We start from the raw sequence: 21,969 nt of genomic DNA on the forward strand, positions 1-21,969 counted from the left end.
CAGTCGAGGCCATCAAGGATGGGCATTTGCATCGTCCGAACAGGCGGACGGCTTTCCGCTCGCTCGGATGCATGCACGATAGAGCCACGGCTCGACGTAGCTGCCCTTCCAGAGTCCCCTGCCCGCGCGCTCAGCCTCGCGCTGAGCTTCGTGATATCTGCCCTTCGAGTATTGGGGCCAATCCAACGCAAGACCATTGCGCACAAGCCATTCCCCGAGATCCGCACCCGCGACCGAACAGGTCGCGACCGTGCGGCCATACGGGTCGAGGCTGAGCGGGACACAGTTGACGGAGCGCCGCGCAATGTATGCGTCGAGATCATTGGCCGACTGCGAGCCACAGCGGTACTGCAAACTGTCCTCACCGCGACATAGCTGAGTGCTTTCCGGAGCATCCACACCCCAAAGTCGGATGCGCGTTCCGTGAATTTCCAGGGTGTCGCCATCAATGACGCTGGCCTGACCGACAAAATTGTCGGCCAGAGCCGCGCTCGACAGCAGCAGGAGCATTAACACAAGGGCTCGGCGTTTTCTCATGGTGTTGGGTACCAGTGATTATCGCAGATTGCGGGGATTTGATTTCGGCCAGTTCTCGAGTGGCTTTAGTACCGGCAAGTTCTCTGGCCGCTCGGGAAAATGAAACTCCGTGCCGCGCAGCCATCGACCTTCGAAACGGTCCCAAAACAAGATCGCATCCATCTGCCAGGTAAACTCATAGACTCTCCAAACACCGTCGTTCTTTATGACCTCACCCGTTGCGTTGAAGGGCAGGCTGTTGAGCTTGCAAAGGGCGTAGATCTCGTCCCAGTGCTCGCGGACATAGCGGTCCTCGAGCGCCACGTGATACGGCCGGTCGGCGCGCCAGCGCGGTCCGCCGCCGCGCGGATAAAAGCCCTGGCGAGGCATCAGAAATTCCGGAGTGCGCGCGATCGCCTTGCCGATGCGGCGCGCCTCATCCGAGGAGAGCTTGCTAACGCCGAAGCTATAGCGCTGCGCATCATCACGACAATAAAGCCACGCCAGGGTTACGCCGTTGGCATCCCTGACGACGTAGCACTCGGAATTTTCCCGGACCAACGTCCAGGGTGGCTTGAAACGGCGGCTTGACTCCATGAGAACAAAATAAGAACATGCACCATCGACGGTCAACCTGGAACAGCGCCCATGTCCTCGGTCTCGAAGCCGAACGAACAGGACGATGGGCTGGATGCCGCCGTCGAGCAGGCGATCGCCGTTTGCGGCGGCGATCTGCGTGCAGCTATTCGCGCGCTGATCGTCGCCAACAATTTCTTGGAGTCCGAACTCGCAGAGTTAAAAAAGGCCGTATCGCACGCCTATACGCGGGGGCGCTTTCGGACCTACGCGGGATAGTTAGCGTGCGACGAGGTGGCGATGCAAGATCCAGACTAGTATTCCTTTGTGACGGACGATCAGGCGCCGACATGCGATTGATTTCATGCATGACCGAGAGCGAACGCTGAATGTGCAATCTCTATTCGATTACAACTAACCAAGCGGCGATTTCCGGACTGTTCAGGCGCATGAACCAGTACGTTAGCAATCTGGCGCCGATGGCTGGCGTGTTCCCGGACTATCCGGCACCAGTGATCCGCAATGTCGGCGACGCCGAAGAGATGGTGCTGATGCGCTGGGGCATGCCACCCCCACCCAGGACCGGCGGTCCACCGGTCACCAACATCCGCAATACGTCCTCGCCGCATTGGCGCGGCTGGCTGAAGCCGGAGAACCGCTGCCCGGTCCCGGCCAACAGCTTTGCCGAGTACGCCCCCGAGCCAAATCCGGAGACGAAGAAGAAAGACGTCGTCTGGTTTGCGCTCGAGGAAAGCCGGCCGCTGTTCTGCTTCGTCGGCATCTGGACCGAGTTCAAGGGCGACCGCGGCACCAAGTCGAAGCCGATCCCAGGCCCTCACCTCGTCTACGGGTTCCCCACAACATCGCCCAATGCTGTCGTCGAGCCAATCCACTCGAAGGCCATGCCGGTGATCCTGACCACCGAGGAGGAGCGCGACATCTGGATGCGCGCTCCCTGGGATGAGGCGAAGGCGCTGCAGCGTCCTTTGGCCGATGATGCGCTGAAGATCGTCATGCGCGGCGCAGACAAGGAAGACAACATCGCTGCGTAGACGGCTTTTGCACAGGGCGGCGGAACAGGTGGAAAGGGGCTTGACCTTCCAACTCGGATTACAGAAGGGATCGCAGTCAGATGGCCGAGACGCCTGCGGCTCGGTTCACGAGAGCCTGGTTCGGCGCAGCCGAACGCGCCACACGGAGGAACGCGTTGATGCCCTTCGCACACCTTCCCCGATCCGTTGGTTCACTCGCTATATCGACGAGACGACCGCGGCTGGGCGTCAGCCGGGAGCGTCAAACCGGCGTCGTATACTGGAGACGCGAATGATTCTGAAGCAGATCGACAAAATAGAACTGGCTGACCTGGAACGTCTGCTAGGTGTCGCGCGGGAAAGCAAAACCCTCGAGTTCAAGCAGATGATGCCTGCCAAGTCGGAAAAGGAGGTCATTCAATTCCTCGCCGCTGTTTCGGCATTCGCAAATTCAGCAGGTGGCGACCTCTTGATAGGGATCATGGCAGAAGACGGCGTCGCGACAGCCATCAGCGGGGTGCCGCTGGCGGGATTTGACGATGAAAAGCTCCGGCTCGAACAACTGCTGGCCGATAATATTGAACCACGTCTTCCGTTGGTGACCTTTCACTCGGTCCCTTGCGGTGATGAGAATCACGTTCTCATGGTTCGAGCCCAGCGAAGCTGGTTGTCGCCCCATCGTGTGACGAAGAACGACAAGTTCTATGGACGTAATTCTGCTGGGAAATATCCTCTCGACGTCGGCGAGTTGCGCAATGCGTTCGTGCTGCGCGAGGGTATATCGGATCGTATTCGAGAGTTTCGCAGGGACCGGCTGGCCAAGATCGCGAGCGGCAGTACGCCCTGCCGGCTGTCGCCGAGCACGAGCATAGTGCTGCATGTGATTCCGATACCCTCGTTCGGCGACCGCAGGCTCATCAACGTGGCGGAGGAACTTGCAGCGCGCCCCGTGACGTTACCTGTGCCGCTCGGCAGCCGAGGCGCGGGCCACGGAGTAAATCTAGACGGCCTTTTCCTCTATTCGGGCTCGTCCATGGCGGAAAGCCACGGCTATGGTTTGTTGTTTAGGGATGGGGCGATCGAAGGTGTGAAGCAGCTCAGCGTTTTGGACGACGGCAGGCCCTACATCGCGGGCTCCGTATTTGAGCAAGACGTCATCGAGACCCTCAAGATCTACATGAAAACGTGCGAGCAGCTGGAAACGGGCATGCCGCTCTATGTCGGCCTGTCTTTCTGTAATGCCCGAGGATGCATCTTGAGGGCCGTGAGTTCAGGGATGTGGACGACGAACGATGTCGCGCTCAATGACGACGTCATCGCGTTGCCTGAAGTCATGGTCGAAAGCGCGAACGCGGATCTCGGGTGCACGTTCAAGCCGATCTTCGACATGGTCTGGAATGCGTTCGGGTATCAAGGCTCCGATAAGTATGACGCCCACGGAAACTGGATCGGCGCGATCTGAGTCATCCTACCCGTCCGCGAGCTCGGGGATGCCGAGAGCTGTGGCCTTCTCCGCCGTAAGCGCCCACTGCTTGCCGGGGATGACCTTGATGAACGTTTGAAACACGATCCGAAAGGTGCTTCTGGCGGCAGCATCGTCGAACTTTTCGGCCTCTTCGGCCGAAAGGAGCGGTCGCACGTCCGCCATGAAATTCTTGCGTTCGATCTTCGCCAACATGTTCTCTTCCGCCTGTGCCCGCGAGATCACGCTCTGGCCTGCCTCGGTGAGATAGGTACGAAGGAGTTCGAGGACGCGCGCGGCATTGAGATCGCCAAAAGCGGTCGTCGCATGCGAGAGGTCGATCAGGTCCCGGCCCTTGTCCCTCTGTAGAAGCGCGCGAAGCTTCGTCGCGAGAATCTCCTCGTTTGAGAACGTTTCGATGTTGGTCTCGCCAGAAAACCAGGGGTTCTTGACGGCGAACGGAACACTGCGGGCAGAATCATGCGCGGTTCGCTCGCGCGTGTTGATTTCCACTTTCAGGCGGATGGAAGGAGCGTTCTCGTCCTCCGCCTTCACATTGAAGTACAGCTTCGGTGCGACCGGGCTTTGATCAAAATTCGCCCTGCCGAGCCATGGCTCAAGAACAGCTCGAACCTTATCCAGCACCGGACCGATGGGCCCCGCTGTGGTTCGGGTGAGGTCGATGTCTTCCGAGTAACGGAGGGGCTTTGGAAAATGCAGCTTGTTGAGCGCAGTACCACCGCGAAAACGAAGCTCGCCGCGCAAGAACGGATCGTTGAAAAGCTCGACGAGAGCACGACTGATGATGAGATCCTGCTCGATCTGTTTCAATTCGGCCCATGGGACGGTTTTGCCCCATGCGACGATGTTCATCATCGGAATCATTCGTCGATCTCCGGCTTGTGCCGAACGATCACATGCCAGCGCGCATCGCGTTCGTCCTTCGAAACGTCACCTTTCCCCTTCCTGTCCAGCTCAAGCTCAATCCACGGCAAGGGATGGGATTCCTCAAGATGGCCGTGCAGGGCATCCGCCAGTGCGTCGAACTTGAGATAGTCGAGGAGATAACCGAGACGCTGAATGACCGTGCGCTCAAATGCGGGGGCGAGAGCTACCAGACGGCCTGGCTCAATCTTCTTGCCGAGATCGGCAAGAACCGTCGCGATACTGTCGATGTTGCCGGCCGCGTGAGCATAGCGCAGGAGATCGAATGCCGTCAGCTCCGGCGAAGAGACACGCATCTTTCCCGTGTCTGTCTTGTGATCGATGATTGCCCCCGCGAGCTGAGCCATATCCTTGCGATAGAAAAAGGCTACGATCGATCGGCCAGCGCGGAATTTCGGCAGGCGCTTATCCGTGACCACCTGAAATTCCATCACGGCCTGATGCGACGCCCCGTGAAGCTCTGCGGCCTTGAGGAGTCCTACGTAGTAGGGATGTCCCTCATGCCGCATGAGGTCGTCGACGTACCAGTTTGGCGGCGGCGCCCCCCAGGACAGATATTGGGGTGGCACAACGACATAGAAACCATGTCGCGGATTGAACAGGGCCTTGCGTTGTTGCTGACGTGCGGCCGCCTTCAGGAAGCCAGGGATTGTGACGCCAAGGGCGTGAGCGGCCTCATCGCGCGTAAAGACCACCTGCCCTGACGACAGGAGGTCAGTCATGTAGGCGGACAGGGTGAGGCGCCGATCTAGCATCATGTTGGAATATACCCGAAAATATACTATTTTTCAACATGACACCGTCAATACTCTATGTTCGTGTTAGAAAACAGCCTAAAAATGTCCATTTTCCAACACAACACATAAGCACTCTCGCCTTACTAGCCTCAAGTTCGGCTTAGCCGGCTCCGGAAAGAAGCGCGGATAGCGGACGTCCCGTCACTCCTTCCCAATCAAATCGGAAGTAGCGATGTCCACGATGATGGTCATCCCGTACCGGTTGCGGCGGCCCCCCATCGTCACACTCGCAATCCCGGATGTTGTCTGAACTCTCGGCTCTTCACGGTATGTGCCAGAGCGGCATTCCATGTGCGAAGAGATGCGATCGCCAGATCGGCTTTCTTCAACAATTGGCGCAGCGGTGGGCACTCGGGATAGTACCGGACGAGCGTCGCCTTAACCTCGTCAAGGCTTTCAATGTTCCGATCCCAGTTTGCCGGCGCCACGGCGAGCGGGTCACTCTCGGGAAGCTCATGATAGTAGAGGTCGAAAAATACGTCATCTGAAAGCTCGTCGGGCTTGTACTCACACTCAGCCCAACTATGGAGCTCACAGCGGATCGCATCGACGCGTCGGTGAACGCCGGTGCGCCCCCTCGTCCCGACCAGGACCGACTTCAACAGGCGCCCAACCGACTTATGCCCCTCAATCGGCATGCGGGACTTCGGCCGGCGCCGCGCGCCCGAAAAAGGCATGCTATATTCAACGGAGTTTTTGGCACCGCGCCGTTTTTCGACTGCCTTGATCTCGCGCACTTTTGCCGCGATCTCCGCCGCCCGACCCGGGCTGACAAAAACGGGCACGATCGGCCTCGACTCTCCATTCCAAGCAGACGCCACGACCGGAGCCGGCGCCTGCGCCAGTCGCGAGATCAGCGGCGCCAGCGAGTATCCCTTGGACACATCGGCCATGAGAAAAAGCGATGTCCCATCGTCAGGGCGATACATGCCTTTCCAGGGCGAAACCGCTACCGCCCAACCATGTCGGGCAGCCCATTCGTCCTGCTCCGAGGTAACACCGCCACGCGTGTAAGGCTCATTGGTACGGATGAAGGTCTTCGCAGCCGGGTCGAACCAAGCCGCATCGTGGTCGGAGCCCGGCATCCGATACTGGAATTGTCCACGCGGAAAAGATCGCTTCGCTCTTGAAGGAACAAGCCTCGTCGCCTCGATAAACTGGATGGTCCTCGCCGCCTCGCAGGCGGCCTCACGCGCAGCTTCCTGCGATGACGCGGTGTAGGTGTCGGCAAGGTGATCGGGACCTTCGCGGCGCATCCTACCCAGCCCACGAGATGCTTTGTACTGCGCAGGCTTAACCAGCGCGTCGAGAGGCTCGTCGACCTGCATTGGCAGAACCTCGCACCCCGTGACCTTGGTCGTCCGATCCCGCCAGAGAACCGAAATGTAGAGCACGGTTGACGGTCGGAGACCGGCGAAGCCATCTCCACCCTGGCGACGCGCATGCTTATAATTTTGGAAGCCAGCCACCCTTGCCGCCTTGTCCAAGGCGGCGGCATACCGAATGCCATCAGACTTCTTGAAGCGCTTGGCGAGTTGCTTGATGCCCTCGATTGAGGACGGACGAATGTAATCGTTCGACACGTCAGGTCTCCCGGCCCTTAGCGAAGCGTCGCCCGTCAACCACCTCTCGAGCCCGACATGACATGGCAGGAACGATTGACCAAGACTGCGCCTCAACGGCTTCGCTGCGACGGGCGGCAGGCTCCTGCCGGGAGCCGATTCGTATATACCACAACCCAGACTTTCACGGAAGGATACTCAAAGGGTAGTGGGTCAGTTTGATGGTGGCAAAATCTCGGGGTGCAATGTTGAATGTTTACAAGTCATATTGGGGAAATGGATCAAGAGGCAGAAAGAGAACTTGAAACTCTGTCCGACTTCGATGCCCGCACGAGGCTCGGAGAGGTTGGCGGAGCGTTCGGGGTGACGGCGGAGCAAGCTCAAAACTTGCCGATCAATGTGGTTCGGGGACTCCTCCGAAAATATTTGTTGGCCTCGCCGCCCGAAGCATTAAAGGGGCCCGGTTTATGACCCCGAAACGTCCTAGGGGCCCAACCAGCTCGCCAAGGCGATCGTAGACATTGCCACCGGCGAGAAACCGGATGACGCTCCAGGAAAGGCGCGATTTGCCAAGCAAGGGCCGGCGATTAAGCTGGCAGTCCGGCAAGGGCAGCCGCCTTGCCCCCAGAACAACGGCCTGAGATCGCTCAAGCGACATCGGAGGCTCGTTTCAGTTCGGACCATTTCACCATGTAGCGTCGTCTTCAACGTGAGGCCGGCGGGTGCGGGATCATCATGCAGCCTTTTCCTGGCGGGTTCGGATATCGGCGATCCATTTTTCCAGCGCGTCGATCTCGGCTTCGAGGACGGAAGGTGCGGGCAGCCGCGGATTGATCTCTCCTGGCTGACTGTGAAGCAGCGCCGAACAGCGCCCGAAGGCTTCGCGCATCGCGGTGCAATCCCCATTCGTGATGACAGTGAGCTTGATGAGGCCCGTCGTGTCGACCTTGCGCGACAAGCGGCGGATCACGGGCCCGATAACCTCCTCGACGGCGCGTTCCCAGGTGGTACGAAGCTGGTCCTGGAAGGACGTAACCTCGCGCAGCCATTTCGCCTGATCGCCGCGTTCGTGATGGATTTTCACATTGGCGAGGTGCGCCTTCATCCCGCCGATGACCTTGTCGAGCGGCATGACATTGGCGGGNNNNGGATCCTGGTGGCAATAGCCAGCGTTCTCGGCGCCGCGGCTGATCAGGCGGTACGCCACCGGCGTCGCCTCCCGATCGTTGGTCGCCCGACAGGCTTCATCGAGGAGAAGGAGGAACGCCATGTCGTGAGTGAAGACGATCACCTGGCGGGTCTTGCCGGCCTCGGCCAAGCGGGCGGCGACCTTGTCACGATGCAAATGGTCGAGGGAGGACACCGGATCATCGAACACGATCGCGGACTGCGCATCGATGGTGGACAGCTCGGCGAGGAAAGCGGCGAGGGCGACGCAGCGATGCTCGCCTTCGCTCAGAACCTTGCCGACCGGTTCGTTCGGCTTGTTGATAAGGCGGACCTGGAAGAACGGCACGCCGGCGGCGGTCTTCGCCTGTTGAAGCTCAATCGCGAGACCTGCGACGCCGAGCTTGTCGGCTTCAATCGCGAACTGTCCACGCAGGCGGTTGGTGACGAGCGCTTGGGCAATGCGGGCGCTCTGGGTCGTGATCTTGTTCGTCGCCGTGTCCTTGCTGGCTTTCTCGGTCGCTTCGATGGCCTTGAGGCGGTCGATCTGGGCGAGCACGTCGGCTTTCACCACGCCGAGCCATTTGCGGTCGGTGAGGCCGTCGCGCTCCGTAATGAGCGCGGCGCGCTGCGGGGAAGTGGCCTCCGATTGCAGACCTTCGATGCGCGTGGCTATGCTGCTGAGGTCCGCGCGCAACGGATCCAAGGAGACGGCCACCACGGGCGGAAGATGCGGAAAAACCTGGAGGCTGTGCGTTCGCAGGATCGAACGCAGCCGCCAGGCCAGGTGTAGGATCTCGCGACGGACGGCTCTCGCCAGTTCCTCTTGACCGATATCATCCCGTATCAGCTTGATGATCGCGGTGAGATCCTTCATCAGGATGGCCTGCGACGACACCATTTTCAGTTTCTCGTCATAGGCGTCCGCGGCCTCCTGCTCACGGCGCTTGCTCTCGTCCTGCACGAAGGCTTCGAAGCTGCTGAGCCGCTTTGAGGCTTCCTTGCTGAGCGGCTGCTGGCAGAGGACGCAATGGGCTCCGCTTTCAGTCACCGGAAACGGTCGGTCGGGATAGGCGGATGCGCGAGAATAATCCCGGGCGGCCTCCCACAGGACCTTCCAGACGTCCGAGCCGATTTCGGGCAGGGGCTCGTCGGCAAACAGGTGGGCGGAAGCAGCGGCGGCGGCCGAGCGCGCGGTTGCAAGGCGCGTATGGGCGTCGCTAAGCGATGTCCGGCTTTCATCTGTGGCGACGGCCATGAGGCGCTCGAGCTGTTCGATCACCGCCTTGATGCGGACTTCCTGGCCCTGGAGCTGGCGGACAGTGCGCGCAGGATCGCTGGCGAGATCGGCGCTCAGTGTTTGAAGCCGGGCGTCTTCGTCCGCGGTCAGGCCCGCGAGCTTGTCGACGGATTCCGGCTCGGTCTTGCCCGATAGGCCGGCGATCAGCTTGCCGACTAGCGTGTCCGGCCCGCATTCGGGGTTCGACAGGACCGCAGGTGTCTGCTCTTGAAGCGCCTTCGCCTCCGCAACCAGCTTGGCCTTCACCTCCTGGCATGCCTGCGCGAGACCGGCAAGGATACGAAGCGGCAGCGGCGTGTAGGCGAGATCGTTCGTATTCTCGACATGGACGTTGGCGGTACGCGAATCGAACACGCTGACGGCGGAGAGCATCGCGTCCGTGGTGGCCCCTTGGGTCCAAGAAGCGCTTCGCTTCTGTCCGCCGATATAGAAGTCGACGCTAGCGGCTGGGACGCCGGATGCAGCCGCATAGATATTGGGAAGGATTGCGTCGCCCTTCGGCGAGCGCGCCCGGCAGAGTTGCTTTAAGACGCGGGCGTAGCCGGATTTGCCGGCGCCATTGTCGCCGTAGATGACGGTAAGTCCTGTCTTGCCGAAGGACAGGCGCTCGCCTGGCGCCAGGGCGTTGACATTCGACAGGCCGTGAAGCGCACCGAGGCTGACGACAGCGTGGCTGGCGGCCGGGTCTCGGATGTGGCTCGCATCGAGCGGGGCAGCCTGGCCGATGGCTTTGCAGATAGCAACGAGGGCAGTGATGTCGGCGACCTCCAACTTGGTCTGACCGCACAGCCGGCGCAGCGCATCGCGTTGCCAGGCCGGTAGGTCCGCCGACCATTTGAGGATGTCGGCGAGCGCCGCCGCCTCGTTCGAGAGATCGCTGTTGTGCGCATCCATGTTGTGCCCCAAAATCCTAGCCGCACACGATGGCGGCCGTTCCCCATGCTTATGTCCTGCGGCCGGAATTTTAGGCGCCGCCAGTGATGCGCCGCTCCTTGCCGAGCGGGACGATCCAGCCGCCGGCACGGTCAGGCCGCGCAAATTCATCCGGACGCGCCGCGTCGGCCAGGCGGTTGCGCACGACTTGAGACTCTGCCTCGATGGCTGCGCTAACGAGATCGCGTTCTATCCCGACGAAGACCGGCCGGAGATTGAGGCGAGCGAGCGCCTCCTGGTCGGCGGGCGCGACGTGGGCGTCGGTTACCGGCCCCGCACGGGTGACAATCCCGCCGACCAGCCCACCCACGGTGCTTGTCTTCTCCACTTCCCTCACCGGCACGGCATCCAGAAGCGTTCGAGCGCGTTCGAGATCGCGCTGAAGTCTTCGCGCAAATGGTTGGTGCGTGAGATGGCGAAGCGCGCCCGCCAGTTCGACGTGACCGAGCGGCTTGATCAAGTTGGCGGTATGCAGGCGAAGAAGTCCGATAAGGAGCACATCCTTCTCTTTGGGATCGACGGGCTCGCCTTCATCGACGGGATCGCGGACCGAGAGGTGGGCCTCCACTGGGCCGGGCGTGGCCGTTCCCCGTCGCGTCACGATCGCGATGCGCTTCACCGTGACTTTCCGGCCTCGAGCGGTGACGTCGATCCGTCCGGCTTGGGCCCAGGCGCGGTCCAGCGCTTTCGCCGGGCCTCCGACATCATGGCAGCCCTTGGCTTCGGCCACCGTCAGAGAGGACAGATCGGAGGCACAAGCGATCCAGTCGGGTAGGTCGCCTCGGGACAGGCGCTTGATTTTGACCTGGCTCCGACGATCCAAGTCGATGGTTCGGCTGCCGAGATGGGCGAAGATCGAGAGATTGAAGTGGCGTTCGAGATAGGCGCGAGCGACGAAGCGTCCAAACAGGCCAGAGAGGGCGACTTTGACTTCGCGCGCGTGTCCAAGCGGCTCCCTGAAGGTGAAGGGTGTTCCCGCACCGGTTGGCGTCAGCAGCGCATCGAGAATGGACCACGCGCCATAAGCCGCGCCCGGCGTCTGCAGCACCTCCCGAATACCGGCATCCTCGATATCCGAGACCTCTAGGTCGACAGTCGGACCAGTGACTGGGCTCGCCGTCGGTGGATCGAAGCTATGAAGGAAGGTCCTGGTCATAGCGCTGGCGCTCGCTTGAGGTCGGCGTGCTCGAAGGCGTTGGCCATGCGCTGGTTAGGGAAGTCCCGTTTGGATACTAAGAGACTTTCCGTTGTTCATCGTTGGGACCTTCTATCAGCGGCACGTCAAGGCTAGGGATTTCAGGCATAGCTTTACCAGCGATGGCCTGAAGGTCGCCTACCATTCCAACTGTGGATTCGATCACCGCAACAACCTGCGTTTCCCGCTTCGCCCACTGGCGACTCATGAACTTGCGTTCTCTATCGAGGTCATCACGCATGTCGTTAAACTTTTCAACGATGGCGTCGATACGCTGACGGAACTTGGTACCAGTGAGATATTGGTAAACTTGTTCCATCTTGGTTTGCTGGCCTTGTTGAACGAGGCGCGAACTTGTCACCTCGATTAGCGTTTGTCGTAGCGCAACCGCAACCGGGAGCGCATATTTCGGATGAGCGACCCAAACCCCGTCGATGAGATCGAAGTGCTCGATGTGTTTGGGAAGCGCGTTGGAAATGATGAGTGCAATATCTGCGCTGCAGCGACGCTGATCATCACGCAGCTTAGTTAGCCAGCCATCGCTCCAAGCCTTAGTCCGCTTAGACTCCCAAAGAATAATGCCAGCGCCCTGCCCTATTGAGCCGTTGACCTGCTGAACAACGTCCGCCCCCATCTCGCCCTTGGCGACTGGCTCGATGAGATCAGTGGGAAACCTGTTACGGAGAAGCTCCTCAAGCTCCAGCTCCAAAACCTCACCCTGCGACTGCTGTGAGCCTTGCTCGGCCTTTCGTTTAAGCTCCTCAATCGTGCGCGTCATCGACTCGATGGTTTGGTCCTTCTCCAAAACACGCAGCCGATTGGCATCGTCGGCTTCCTGCCTCGCTTTGGCGCGAATATCGTCGACGGTGGCCTGGACCCGCTTCTCGATTGTTAAATCGAGTTCGCGCCTCGCCTCGTCAAGCGCGCGCTCCTTGCGAATCAGCTCTGCTTGGGTCTGCTGGGCTTCAGCAAGTTTTGCGTTGTTGATCTCCAGCACTCTACGGAGTTCATCTGCTTCCGCTGCTTTCGTCTGGAGCTCAATTCCGGCTGCCTCGCGAGCCTTTTTAGCTTCCGCAGCGGATATTTGGCTGCGTTCCGCGGCGAGCCGTCGCGCAATATCATCTTCGAATTGCTCGCGGGCCTGCGCGAGCTGTTCGTGCTCCCGGCGCAAGGCTTCAGTCTTGCGGACTATCTCAGCATCTTTGTTGGCCAATTGCTCTTGCAAACGTTGGCGCGTTTCCTCGATGAGTGGAGCAGCCAGCGACTCTGTCAGACGAATTTCATGATTGCAATTCGGGCAGCGAAGGGTGGGCTCATGAGCAGCGTTAGCTGCGGTCGCTTTGAAGGCCATGGGCCCCTCCTCAACATCCTCAATCTATGCTGCCCGAACAGCCATAATTCGGCCCGACCGCATCAGGCAGGCGACGTGGCATTACGTGACTTACACATTGCCATCGAACAGAGTTCGCGCGGGCATCAGTTTTCCACCGAAACCAACCTAAATTCCCCAACATTTCGATGGGGCTTGTGGGCCTTGTCTCGCACAGTCTGGCGGCCCCGAGGCTGAGGTGCTCCAGAGTGAACCGAAAGAAGCGCCCTTGATGACGTCCTTCCCGCAGGAGCCCCATGGAGGTTAAATCATGGATGGGTACCAGTTCTTCTTGGGAAACCCCGGGCAAATCGCGTGGTCGCGTGCGAGATCGCCCCAAAGTCAGACTCGAGCATAGCGATAGTTGTTCTTTATAGTCTTCGCCAGAAACTGCCCCTTTGATGGCGCGGCCTTCATCTGCTCAAACACTGGCTGCGGCACATCGAAATAGTTGTAGCGGCCACCGTTCTTGAATTCGACGGTTAGTACATGAGTCGCCTTGTCGTAGCCGAAGCGAGTCAAGTTTGAGGATTCAGGCGTCTCTATCCAGTTCATGATTTCGCTCCGGGCTTCTTCGTTTCCTTAGGCTTGGTGGCGGCACTTGACTTATGCACATAGTAAGGTGACTGCTGCCGCCATTGCCGCATTACGATGGCATAGTCCTCATCGTGGCGAGGAATCGCCCATCCGCCTTCACCCTCGAAACCATCCTTGTTCGGATCACCACGCACGACAACTCGTGGGTCACCGCTGTCCGGACGCCTGTTCTTCTCAGGCGGATCAATCAGGGTTCGGATGGGCAAACTTACCGCTTCACCGACAATGATGGCCTCACCTGTCCGAAGCACAGGGAGCATATCAAACAATCCTTTGAGGTTATCGGCCGCCGCTCCTGACACCTGCCCCCTATCAGTGTCATTGGCGAGACGCATCGCAAAAATCGTCCCGCATTGAGAAAGGATCGTTGGATCAATTTCAGACGGTCGTTGACTTACGATCATGACGCCAACTCCATACTTGCGGCCTTCTTTCGCTATCCGCCGCGCCGCTGTTCCGGCCGCACCGATACGAGCCTTGTCTTCGCGCGCCAAATACGTGTGTGCCTCCTCCAACACAAACAGCAAAGGTCGCTCGCGTCCTCCCTCCGGCAAATTTCTGGCCCAGAAAAGGGCGTCGTAGAGGATTCGCAGCAAGGCCCCAACAAGGTCATTCAATACGGTGGAGGGAATGCCCGACAGGTCAAGAATCGTGATCGGCTCGGAACCACCAATCCAATCCCTAAGCAAAGCATCAAGGTCTTTGCCTACCTTGCCATCCGGATCAGGACGCCAAGCCCCTGGATTGAACAAAAATCCCAACTGAGGATCGCGAAGCTTTGAAGCCAGCACGGCCAATTGTTGGCGCATACCAATCGGATCGGGCCCCCATTGGACCCGCTCGTTGGCCGGCCCTGTCGTTTTGACTGTCCGATAGATTGGAGCAGTGACGCTCATAGCGTCACCGACCTGAATCGGCTTACCATCTGTGCCAAGTAGATAGGCGGATTGCACCTCATCGACCCCGGCTCCAGGGTTAGGTATGACAGTGCGATGCTCCCGTTGATGAAAGTCGAACCAAAGCTTGTGAATGCAGAACGGCACCGGAGAGTCTACTGTTACTCTCTCCGCATCCACTCCTTCTCGCGGTTGAGCGTTTAAGGCTTCTCTCTTGAGCGCAACGATCGCATCAGTCGCCGCAGCCAGAGGCTGTTCGCCTAGATCTCCGAACGACAATTTCACCAACTCGGCGAAACTTAACGCCCAAAAGGGGATACACAGCGGCTTTTCGTTTCTCGAGGTATCCGGCATGATGCGAAATACAGTGGAGCGATCTTCCAGCGCTTTCGAGTATTCGCCGTGAATATCGAGGACAACTATGCGCGCGGATGGGTATCGCTTGTGGTTGGAGAGCGCGGCAAGCAATCCTGCGACCGTAGTAGACTTGCCAGCCCCGGTCGTCCCTACGACGGCAGAGTGCCGAGTGATCAATTTATTGATGTCGACAAGAGCTGGGATCGACTCTGCGCTCGCCAAATGCCCCACCGTCACAAAGTCGACCGGATCACCGGGGCCGTAGATATCCCTCAAATCTTCCTCGGTCACGATATGGACGGGGTCGTTGATTGTTGGATGCTGGGAGACCCCGCGCTCGAATCTCCCTTCACGTCCTCGTTCTCCGACCAGTTGAACCTTGAGCCATTGGTTGCCCCAAGGATGCTCGTCACTGTCCCTCTCTGGCGCTGCACCGGCTCCTACCTGAGACACAATCCCGAAGAGTGAGGTGTAGCCCAAGGGTATGCGCACGAAGCTACCGACTTGACCGATCCTGTAAGACTCGCCCTTGAAGAACGTCAGACCGGTCGCAGTATTAGTCACAAGCGCCACGCTCACCGAGGTGCCCGCAACATCCTGAACCGTACCAATGAGCGTCGGATCAGACCGCATCTGCTTGATCCTGCTCGATGTCTCGGCTTGAAAGTTGATGTGCTAAAAACTCGCCGAAAGCGGCAAAGTCTCCAAGCAACCACTTGCACTGCTCTGGAGACGCCTTAGTGCGCCATGCAGGCAGATCGTTGCCAACCGCGATGGGATAAGCTGGGTTTCCATCTTTCGTAACGCTTTCCCAAGGCCTGTCTATCGTTCCAACGATCCCACCGTCGGCCGCAAGGACAGTGAGGTTCGGATGCCTCTTTGCTAGTTCCACAGCCTTACGAGCGTTTGCACGGTCGTTGAAAATCATCGCCAGGCAAGAGGCATTTGGATTTCCAGAGAGACCTTGAGCAATGTAAGCGTTGATATGCTCATCGGCGAAAGAGTAACCACACGTGAGCAAGACGCATTGATCCGAGCGCAAGAAAATCCTCAAGCGATCGAGCATCGCATAGTACGGCATTTGACGGCTTTGATCGTATTTCAAGTGCGAGGGGTAAATTAGAAGCTGCTCCCCTTCAATTTTGTCGCGACTCCGCCGAATCTTGTTTTTCTTGGTCATCCACCAGTTGATCGAGCCGTGTATCTTCCAAAGTCGCGCCCACCGCGGAGGCAGATCGTCCTCAATCATAGATTCCAAATCCAAGAACGCGCTGTCAGAGCCAACAAATCCGTCAAAGTATGGTTGCCGCTCCTCCTCTAGAGCTTGCTCCAACAACAGGTCATAGTTGGTGGTAAATATTTCAACTGGCTTGTCGCGCGCGATTGAGCGGATCCAACGCGCGAGCATGTGATACGGCGTATTCGATGTTGGGAGTGACTTGCTCACGATCTCACAGACCTGCACGCAGATACCCACGTCAAGTTTGTCGAGAAGCTCGCCAGAGAACCCGTCTATGCTGCCCGTACCACATAGCGAACGCAGAGTCCGTATATGGCTCAGAACGTCTTCAATCGTGGGGGTGCCAATACCACGTGCAACTACCCTCTCCCACATCCTCACGGCAGCATCCTTCAGAGATGCACTACCATCCAAGGCCGCCTTGACGGATCTTGTGAGCCCTGCGATTTCGGGTATCAGCGGGACTGTTTGGCCACCGGCTTGCACTTGAATAGCAAGAGGACAGCCTGCGCCAATAAAAAATCCAATACGCATCTTTCCTGGTGCAAGACGTTGCAGCAGGTCGGTTGTACGGCGATAGGGGCTATGAACGGCTCCAACAGCAACAGTCGGAGGCGCCGGATTGACCGCAGAAGCGTCGGTCGTGGCAGCCTGCGCCGGATCGCCGTCGCCTTTTTCGCCTTCCTCGATAGTTTCTTGTTTGGTCATGCCCCCTATTCCTCGGAATTCCAATAGTTTGCAGTAATCCATATCTGGGCAATTGAGCTCTGAAACAACTTTGGCCGCGCCCTCTCGGAGTACGAAGAGCCCATTCAGCCCCGGTTCTAGCGTGCGCTCCTTGCGGCTACCGCAAAATACGACAGCAAGCCAACGACTGGCGGACGGAAGGCAACGACCGAAGAATCTCTAGAATACCCCGCGCCTCAACTTATGCGGGCATTCTGCCCTCCCTTGCAATACGCCAGCCAATGAATTCAACACTTTCTGAGAGGGGAGACTGCGCCCGAGCGCAAAAACAACCCGGTGAACGGTTCGTAGCTGCGGACTCGATCACATCGAACACAAATAAGATGGAGTGGGATCGCTTCGGTTGGCCGGCCCGCATGAAGCTGGCGTTAAGAACCGGCCTGCGTTGTCGCCGAGACAATGCCAATCGCATCGTCGGCGTAGCGCCCTTCGCCCGCCGTTGGGCGCTAGCCCACGGTTGGCATCGAAATCCCGGCAAAGGCCAAGCGAGCGATCGGCCTCGACGCGGGGATAGGATTTGAACCTATAACCCTCAGGTAGGCCGAAGATCGGAACGAAAGCGAAAAACGCTCCCGGGCGCGTCCCAGGCCAATCGAACCGGTTCGTCCTATTTGTACGCCACAGCTACCCGGCAGCCGTACCTGCGCACCTGATTTCTATCTTGTTGGAGCAACCTACGATCTTATTGCGTCAGGCCGATCATGGTTCGGGGCGGAGGCATGGGCGGCAAGGACGAAAAGAATCGGATCGAGGCATTTGGGGCGGCAGGTAGTAGGGAGATGCCGCGTGCCACGAAGCGTCGTCGCAAGAACCGTGGCGTGCCGCCGCCCGCGACGTTCGATATCGATACGCTGCCGGGCAGCACTAATTTAACGGCATTAGAGGCGGCCGCGGTTATCCGGCGCACGCCCGGCGCGCTGGAGCAGTGGCGGCGGGATCCGAACCACCCGCTGAAATGGCGCTACGTCGCCGGCCGCCCGCTCTATCGTGTCGATGCGGTACGCGACTATCTAGCCAAATGCGACAAGACCACTAAGCTGCCCCAGCCGCATAGTGCTCGCGGAGACGGGCGAGCAGCTCGGCCTTGATAGGGTCGAGCGGATTCGTCCGCTGCAGGCGCACGACTTTGCCGACCTGTTTCGCGCCGACCAACTCCGCGATGTAGTCATGAGCCGCTTCGAACGCCATCTTGCGGATGATCCACTGTTCGTCGTGATTGTAGACCTGATCGATCCCCCGCGGCTTTTGCCCTACGCACAACCGCTGGATTTCGTTGTCGTAGCCACAGCGTGACATGATAGTGCGCAAGCTGCGCCTTAAGTCATGCATGGTGAACTTGGCGACGCTCGCTTCCTTGACCAGGCGGTTGACCATCTTGGTGAAGCCGGACATCTGGCCGCCGGTTTTTGGTGACGGGAAGACATATTCGGAGGTTGCCCGCTGGAAATGTTTCGCGGCCGCGAGCACCTCGTCAACGAGATGAGTGCGCGGAACGTCATGGTGCAGGCCCATTTTGGTCCATGCCGCATCGAAGGTGATGCGGTCATCCATAATGTGCTTTCGCCATTCGATCATGGTTGGCTCGCTGCGGCGTGGGCCACCAAGTAGACACGTGCGCGTCAGGAGCCCAAAAGCCCCGAGCTTGCCGCATGCATGCCAGACTTTGATAATTTCCTCGTCGGTCAGTGCCCGGCCCTTCGTTCGGCGTCCGACTCTTTGCGCACGGGTTTCCTTGGGCTCGCGATAGCCAGCGAGCACATTGTGGTCGACATAGCCCTCGCCAACGCACCATTCGAGGAACGTGTGGGTGTGCTTGCGCAGGTCCTTGGCCGCGCCACGCTTGCCGGTCTTGGAAACCCGGTCGACTGCCGCCATGATTTGCCGCCGCGTCAGGTCCCCCACGCCGCTCTCGGCGTGCTCCTTCAGCCCGCGCCGCAACGCCGACATCGCTGGCTTCCAGTTAACGACTTGACGTCCCGTCAAGGACGTCTGATAGGGACCATCTTCGACAATGAGGTCCCCCAGTGTGGTGCGCTGCTTTTCGGCGGCCTGTTGCCGCCTCGCCTCGCGTTTCGCGTCGTTCGGGTCCATGCCCTTGACCACCTCACCTGCGGCGATGGTGGCGGCCTTGCGCGCGGCCTTCTCATTATACTTGGGCCATGGGCCGAGGGTCTTGCGCTGGGTGCCTCTCACCCCCGGCTTGCTGAAGAGGTAAACCCAAGTCCGGCCACCGGTGGCGCGCATGCGCAGGGCCAGGCCGGGCAGCTTGTCGTCGTGGAGATAATGCTGCGCCTTGCCGGGCGGCAGCGTGGCGTTGCGGATCACCGCATCGGTGAGTGTCAGCTGGTTGGTTGGCGCTGCCATGATCCCTGCCCCTGTGTGCCCCAGGTGTGCCCCGCGAGAGGACAATCAGCCCCGCGCAGAACCAGTTCTCAGACCTTCCCGACATTGTGTGCCCCAGGGGAAAATCTACGGCGGGCACAACAGGGGCACACAAAATGCAGTATGGCCGCTTATGGCCTACTGAGGCTCAATTTGACCATAAGCTACTGTAATAAAATGAATTATTTCGACAAAACTGTGGCTGTATATGGCCACCTTGGATCTACGGATTGTGGTTCACACGGGAGAGGTCCAAGGTTCGATCCCTTGTGCGCCCACCATTCAAGCTTCCTGACCTTCCCGGTTGCGGACGATCATCGACGCTTGGCGTCTTTCATCACCCGTCCATCAAAAATGTCGAAAACAACCCCATGCACAGTAGCCGATGTCAGTCGGATCAATAGGTTACGCATTTTCCGAATCGCGATTGACTCGTCGGGCAAAACACCGGCAGGATGGCAACATCCGGGAAGAGGCGCACGGCACCGGGCGATCAGGCTGCGCCTGATTTAATAACGCCTTGGATTCCCGGGCATTCCCCTGAAGTCTTTGCGCCGGAACCTTGCTGGCTACTCCGGCCAGAAACACCGCATCGTCGGCTTAAGGGCGCATAGCTCAGCGGGAGAGCGTTCGCTTCACACGCGAGAGGTCCACGGTTCGATCCCATGTGCGCCCACCATTCATCCTAGATTGCGAGAGTCGCTGAAAGCTCCCTTGCCGAGACGTGCAAACGTCCGCTTTGCCCTCGCAAGCAGAAATCAGGCAGCCGACCGACATGGTCCGCGAAGGGCCAACAACGGACGTGACCAGACGCGTGAAGCACTAAGCGGCAAAGAGCACGCGACGAGGCCGCCGACAAGACGGCCTCGGTGATTGCGAGCGCCCGTGGTGGGTCTCACTTCGCTACGTCGGCACCCGCTTTTGCGACTTGGCCATCCTGAACTGATGTCCCGCCAGAGACGCCGATCGCCCCGACAATCTTGCCCTCCACATTAATGGGAATGCCGCCTTCCAGCGGTGATGCCCCACGGAGCGCCAATGAACGCAAACCGATGCCGCCCTGCGCCACCAAATCCTCGAACACTTTGCTAGGGCGCCTGTAGTTGATCGCGCTGAGTGCCTTGTCCTCAGCAGCCATAAGAGAACCATATTGGGTATTGTCGAGCTTGTGCAGCATCACCATGTGGCCCGTGCTGTCGAGGATGACGATGGCCATCGCCCAATTGTTCTTTACGGCCTCCGCTTCCGCGGCAGCCATTATTTTTTTGGCTGCCTCGAGCCCTACCGGCGCACCATAAGGCGTTATCGGAGGTGGGGATGGCGGCTGTTGAGCGCTGGCTGTTGCCGAGAGTATCACTGCAGCTACGATGGAAGCGACTAACGTCTTGCCCTGCGTCCTCATGTTGTTGTCCTCCCGATATCTGCTGGTCGGCATGGGCTGCCCCTGCACCAGACGTTTTCGACCGCAGGATTGCGCCAATCAGTACCAGAGTCCATTGGCCGGAGTGACCCGGCGCAAAAGAAAGGGCCTCTTTTCCTATTGCTGGTAACATTCCAGAGGCCGCCCCGATTGGCGGCCTCTGGAATGTGAGAGTTACAAGCAGTTAGTTCGGCACGCCATCAACCGCGAACGAGCGGAACTTCGCGTATTTTTCGCCGAGTTTTCGGTGCTCAATATACTCGGGGTTGGCCCGCCACGCCTTGATCTTCTCCATGCTATCCCAGACCTGAACGACAACGCGCTTCGGTGGATCGCCGTCAAATGCGGTTACCTTTCCGCCATCGGCAGTAGCGGCTCCTCCGATCGCCACAAAGCGACCGCCGGCTGCCTTAATGAGGGCTTGAGCCTTCGGGACATACTCCTTCGCATAGGCATCGGGGTTGGTTACATCGATTTCTGCGACGTAGTAGACGGGCGCCTTGGCCTGTGCGTGAAGACCTTCAACCGCAAGACCGCCGATAGCAACGCCAGCAAGCAATACCATTGCGATTTTGTAATTGGATCTCATGGCAATCCCTCCTGTTGTGCGATTTCAATTCAAAGACGGCCCCCTCAATTCGGGCAAGAGTTGCCCTAGACGTGAGTCCCCGTGGCGAGCTGAAGGTTCATGCAGTCGCACCGGAGTCCATCATGAAAATTCTCGCCGCAGCCAGCGTCTTGGACGGACTATGCGTTATAGCCAAACTGGCTGGGGAACGACTGCTTCGGTAGAGTCGAGGATGGGCGCGGTAGCTTGGGGGCCCCTTGGCCATCGCCCCGTTTCCCATCCCCGCTCATCAAACCGGACGTGCCGATTTCCGGCATCCGGCTTTCCGGCTGGCTTCACCGCGAGGCACGCGACGTGGCCGCTCGGGGCAAGCGTTGGAGGCACAGAACGCCGAGTTCTCGATGGATGACATCGAATATGAATCGGCGATTGCCGCGCCCTTGCACCTTGTGCCTTCGCGCGAGGAACCTGCGCACACGTTCAAAGACGTATTGGTCGACGCTACGGTATGCCTTGCTCCGCGAGCCGTAGCCAAAGTAGTTGGACCAGCCTCGCAGTGACCTGTTCAGCTTGTCACGTACTTCCGGCCATGGATCGATATTGCTTGGCACCAGAAGCTCGCCGACCCTTGTCTTGAGCCGCTGTACACTCTTCTTGGACGGGCTCGCGCCCAGATACCATTTCCCGTTCGCCTCAAACCAATGCACGCCGAACGAGTAGCCGAGGAAGTCGAAGCGTTCCTGTCGGGCATTTCTCAGCGAAGTTTTAGCCTCGTTGAGTGTCAGCCCAAGCTTGGTCATCACCGCCTTCGTCCACGCTAATGCCTCCACTGCGCGACCGCGGCTGAGGATAACGAAGTCGTCGGCATAGGAGATGACGTGAGCCTGGAACGCGTCGCCGCAGCCAGTC

Annotated in this window: 19 protein-coding genes, 1 tRNA gene and 1 pseudogene; 5 read left to right on the forward strand and 16 right to left on the reverse strand. The window is 59.1% G+C overall.

Features of this window, described 5'->3' with window-relative positions; all coding sequences use genetic code 11:
* Positions 1-12: 12 nt before the first annotated feature.
* Both AYJ54_RS31740 and AYJ54_RS31745 read right to left on the reverse strand, forming a co-directional pair.
* Positions 13-510, reverse strand: a complete 498-nt coding sequence (locus AYJ54_RS31740; RefSeq protein WP_245329172.1) for a thermonuclease family protein — start codon at positions 508-510, stop codon at positions 13-15.
* A 45-nt stretch (positions 511-555) separates the two neighbouring features.
* Positions 556-1,149: a hypothetical protein gene (locus tag AYJ54_RS31745; RefSeq protein WP_245329173.1), complete on the reverse strand. Its 594-nt coding sequence runs from the start codon at positions 1,147-1,149 to the stop codon at positions 556-558.
* A gap of 15 nt (positions 1,150-1,164) precedes the next feature.
* Between AYJ54_RS31745 and AYJ54_RS31750 the strand changes: the two genes are divergently transcribed.
* From AYJ54_RS31750 to AYJ54_RS31760, 3 genes are all read left to right on the forward strand, one after another.
* Positions 1,165-1,371 (forward strand): hypothetical protein, encoded by a 207-nt coding sequence (locus AYJ54_RS31750; RefSeq protein ID WP_063705305.1) that lies wholly within the window; start codon positions 1,165-1,167, stop codon positions 1,369-1,371.
* A gap of 110 nt (positions 1,372-1,481) precedes the next feature.
* A complete protein-coding gene (locus AYJ54_RS31755) occupies positions 1,482-2,144 on the forward strand; it encodes an SOS response-associated peptidase family protein (RefSeq protein WP_063705307.1) in 663 nt (220 codons plus the stop codon).
* A gap of 271 nt (positions 2,145-2,415) precedes the next feature.
* Positions 2,416-3,585: an AlbA family DNA-binding domain-containing protein gene (locus tag AYJ54_RS31760; protein WP_136624059.1), complete on the forward strand. Its 1,170-nt coding sequence runs from the start codon at positions 2,416-2,418 to the stop codon at positions 3,583-3,585.
* Between the two features lie 6 nt (positions 3,586-3,591).
* Here AYJ54_RS31760 and AYJ54_RS31765 read toward each other — a convergent pair whose 3' ends face one another.
* From AYJ54_RS31765 to AYJ54_RS31810, 10 genes and pseudogenes are all read right to left on the reverse strand, one after another.
* Positions 3,592-4,470, reverse strand: a complete 879-nt coding sequence (locus AYJ54_RS31765; protein ID WP_063678924.1) for a nucleotidyl transferase AbiEii/AbiGii toxin family protein — start codon at positions 4,468-4,470, stop codon at positions 3,592-3,594.
* The gene (locus tag AYJ54_RS31770; protein ID WP_063678923.1) at positions 4,467-5,288 is read right to left on the reverse strand and encodes a type IV toxin-antitoxin system AbiEi family antitoxin domain-containing protein; all 822 of its coding nucleotides are present in this window, start codon (positions 5,286-5,288) and stop codon (positions 4,467-4,469) included. Before AYJ54_RS31770 ends, AYJ54_RS31765 begins: the two co-directional genes overlap by 4 nt.
* Before the next feature lie 260 nt (positions 5,289-5,548).
* On the reverse strand, positions 5,549-6,910 hold the full coding sequence (locus tag AYJ54_RS31775; protein ID WP_245329174.1) for a DUF5623 domain-containing protein: 1,362 nt from the start codon (positions 6,908-6,910) through the stop codon (positions 5,549-5,551).
* A 712-nt stretch (positions 6,911-7,622) separates the two neighbouring features.
* A complete protein-coding gene (locus tag AYJ54_RS52920) occupies positions 7,623-8,021 on the reverse strand; it encodes a hypothetical protein (protein ID WP_245315604.1) in 399 nt (132 codons plus the stop codon).
* Between the two features lie 16 nt (positions 8,022-8,037).
* Positions 8,038-10,400 (reverse strand): annotated as a pseudogene (locus tag AYJ54_RS53775) (AAA family ATPase); the annotation flags it as partial.
* Positions 10,321-11,445 carry a hypothetical protein gene (locus AYJ54_RS31790; protein ID WP_063705315.1) on the reverse strand — a complete coding sequence of 375 codons (1,125 nt, stop codon included), beginning with the start codon at positions 11,443-11,445 and terminating at the stop codon, positions 10,321-10,323. The pseudogene AYJ54_RS53775 and the gene AYJ54_RS31790, both read right to left, overlap by 80 nt.
* A 76-nt stretch (positions 11,446-11,521) precedes the next feature.
* Positions 11,522-12,835 carry a DUF2130 domain-containing protein gene (locus AYJ54_RS31795; RefSeq protein ID WP_063705316.1) on the reverse strand — a complete coding sequence of 438 codons (1,314 nt, stop codon included), beginning with the start codon at positions 12,833-12,835 and terminating at the stop codon, positions 11,522-11,524.
* A 360-nt stretch (positions 12,836-13,195) separates the two neighbouring features.
* Positions 13,196-13,408, reverse strand: a complete 213-nt coding sequence (locus AYJ54_RS31800) for a KTSC domain-containing protein (protein WP_063678920.1) — start codon at positions 13,406-13,408, stop codon at positions 13,196-13,198.
* Positions 13,405-15,336: an ATP-binding protein gene (locus tag AYJ54_RS31805; protein ID WP_063705318.1), complete on the reverse strand. Its 1,932-nt coding sequence runs from the start codon at positions 15,334-15,336 to the stop codon at positions 13,405-13,407. The genes AYJ54_RS31800 and AYJ54_RS31805 overlap by 4 nt, the downstream gene beginning before the upstream one ends.
* Complete coding sequence (locus AYJ54_RS31810) at positions 15,326-16,651, reverse strand: SIR2 family protein (RefSeq protein ID WP_161491269.1); 1,326 nt, start codon at positions 16,649-16,651, stop codon at positions 15,326-15,328. The genes AYJ54_RS31805 and AYJ54_RS31810 overlap by 11 nt, the downstream gene beginning before the upstream one ends.
* A 758-nt stretch (positions 16,652-17,409) precedes the next feature.
* Here AYJ54_RS31810 and AYJ54_RS48035 point away from each other — a divergent pair.
* Complete coding sequence (locus AYJ54_RS48035; protein ID WP_082905936.1) at positions 17,410-17,778, forward strand: hypothetical protein; 369 nt, start codon at positions 17,410-17,412, stop codon at positions 17,776-17,778.
* Here AYJ54_RS48035 and AYJ54_RS31815 read toward each other — a convergent pair.
* Entirely contained in the window at positions 17,723-19,054 is a 1,332-nt protein-coding gene (locus AYJ54_RS31815) for a tyrosine-type recombinase/integrase (protein ID WP_063678917.1), read from the reverse strand. The two genes, AYJ54_RS48035 and AYJ54_RS31815, sit on opposite strands and share 56 nt — an antisense overlap.
* A 622-nt stretch (positions 19,055-19,676) precedes the next feature.
* Between AYJ54_RS31815 and AYJ54_RS31820 the strand changes: the two genes are divergently transcribed.
* Positions 19,677-19,751, forward strand: a tRNA-Val gene (locus tag AYJ54_RS31820).
* A 216-nt stretch (positions 19,752-19,967) separates the two neighbouring features.
* Here AYJ54_RS31820 and AYJ54_RS31825 read toward each other — a convergent pair.
* The 3 genes from AYJ54_RS31825 to AYJ54_RS31835 form a co-directional block, all read right to left on the reverse strand.
* Positions 19,968-20,507, reverse strand: coding sequence for a GlcG/HbpS family heme-binding protein (locus AYJ54_RS31825; protein WP_245329175.1), 540 nt, complete (start codon positions 20,505-20,507; stop codon positions 19,968-19,970).
* A 169-nt stretch (positions 20,508-20,676) separates the two neighbouring features.
* On the reverse strand, positions 20,677-21,081 hold the full coding sequence (locus AYJ54_RS31830) for a DUF1330 domain-containing protein (RefSeq protein WP_082905937.1): 405 nt from the start codon (positions 21,079-21,081) through the stop codon (positions 20,677-20,679).
* A gap of 314 nt (positions 21,082-21,395) precedes the next feature.
* A partial coding sequence (locus AYJ54_RS31835; protein ID WP_283808620.1) for a group II intron maturase-specific domain-containing protein occupies positions 21,396-21,969 on the reverse strand: 574 nt, incomplete at its 5' end.

The sequence above is a fragment of the Bradyrhizobium centrolobii genome, assembly GCF_001641635.1.
Taxonomy (GTDB): Bacteria; Pseudomonadota; Alphaproteobacteria; order Rhizobiales; family Xanthobacteraceae; genus Bradyrhizobium; species Bradyrhizobium centrolobii.